Below are 1611 nucleotides of genomic sequence, written 5' to 3' on the forward strand. Positions count from 1 at the left end.
GCGGTCAATCTGATTAACGGCATCATCAGCGGCGACATGACAGGGGCGGTTGCAGGGGCACTGGCACCAAAAATTGCCAGTGCCATAAAAAAACAAACCGAGCATTACAACCCTGAAACCGGCAAATGGGAAACAGACCACATTGCCAACACGGTCAGCCATGCCATCTTGGGCGGGGTGGTTGCGCAGCTGCAAGGCAACTCTGCCCTAGTGGGTGGCTTAGGCGCTGCCGCAAGTGAACGCAGTGCAGAAGTTATTGCAGGTATCCTTTACCCCGATAAAGACATCAAAGACCTAAGCCAAGAAGAAAGACAACAAATCAGCGCCCTAACCCAACTCGCGACTGGCCTAGCTACCGCCGCGGCCGGTGGTGATATCCAAGATATCAATACTGGCGTTGCTGCAGGGAAGAATGCGGTTGAGAATAATAATTTAGCTAGAGCTGCGTGGTATCTAGTACGCCCAAGTGAAATTGGTGCATCAGTCAGTATTAATGTGGTAGATGTTTTAATGGCTGAAGGTCTTACCGCAGCGGAATCAAAAGCGTTTTTAGAAAGTTTAAATTTGGAACAACGAAGACTAATTGAACTTGCGTTAGTCGATCCAATGGGAGATCAATTCCTTGAAGATGCAGTACTAAAAACTTATGAACGTTATTATAATGATTACCTAAAAGAGAAAGGTAGTAAGAAAGATAATGATAATCCGTTAACAGGAACTGGAAGTAGTTCAGCAGGTGGGGCTTCTGGATTACCACCAGATGATGATAACCGAGATAAAAATAACAATAATACTCAAGATAATGTTTCAAGAGATCCTAATGAAATTAAGCATACTTATAATTCAATTAAGGATTCGCCTAATTACCCAAAAGGGTTTAGAGATTTGCAAAATGGAACGGTCAATAATACAGTTAAAGAAAAACTGCTGTTGGAGCAATTGAGAAAAATTGAACCAGGGCGTTGGAGTAAAGTTTATAAAGATGGTTATGATGTCACTGGAAATAAAATATCAATCCACTATTTTCGTAGTCAAAGTGGTAGAGTTTTTAATGTAAAAGTCAAAAAAGATTGGAGTAATTTATAAAATGAAATTATGTTATAGTATTGATAAAGAACAAGCGGAAAAGTTTATTGATCTTTTTTTATTGGGTACCTTATTTGCATTAAAAAAGAAATTGATTTCAATTGATGAAGCTGAGGGTTTTATTTTTAAGCCCAAAATAGCAAATTTATTATCTCAAAATAAATTTACTAATGAGTTATCTAGTCTAATTATGGATGGTTGTGAGCTTGAAGACTATGAAAGTCTATTACCAGATAAGTTAGAAAATAGAATTGATGAATTACTTGTTAACTTAGTAAATATGATAAAAAATCAGTCTGAATTTGGTCGAACAGTCAATAAAAATATCACCATTGAATAAAGTGTTGTAGCTCAAATTTAACCTGACAATTCTATCCTATATTAGAATATTCATTATTAAAAAGCGACAGTTAATTCTGTCACTAAATTCTATAATTAATTTTTTAATTGCTAATTTTTGCTTAGCATGCATTTTAGTGATCATTATTTTTATGTACCATTGTATTAAATAATGGCTACCTGTTG

Annotated in this window: 2 protein-coding genes; both read left to right on the forward strand. The window is 36.4% G+C overall.

All coding sequences use genetic code 11. From position 1 onward, the window contains the following. Window positions 1-1086: VENN motif pre-toxin domain-containing protein (locus tag A9G22_RS04955; RefSeq protein ID WP_082264508.1), on the forward strand; the 1086-nt coding region annotated here is incomplete at its 5' end. A 1-nt stretch (window position 1087) separates the two neighbouring features. Beyond that, window positions 1088-1426 carry a DUF3969 family protein gene (locus tag A9G22_RS04960; protein WP_065587064.1) on the forward strand — a complete coding sequence of 113 codons (339 nt, stop codon included), beginning with the start codon at window positions 1088-1090 and terminating at the stop codon, window positions 1424-1426. The last annotated feature ends 185 nt before the right edge of the window (window positions 1427-1611 follow it).

Source organism: Gilliamella sp. App2-1, assembly GCF_001690255.1.
Taxonomy (GTDB): Bacteria; Pseudomonadota; Gammaproteobacteria; order Enterobacterales; family Orbaceae; genus Gilliamella; species Gilliamella apicola_G.

What these genes read in the sequence shown, in the direction of transcription:
- A9G22_RS04960 (WP_065587064.1), top strand. Translation starts at nt 1,088, where the DNA reads ATGAAATTATGTTATAGTATTGATAAAGAACAAGCGGAAAAGTTTATT.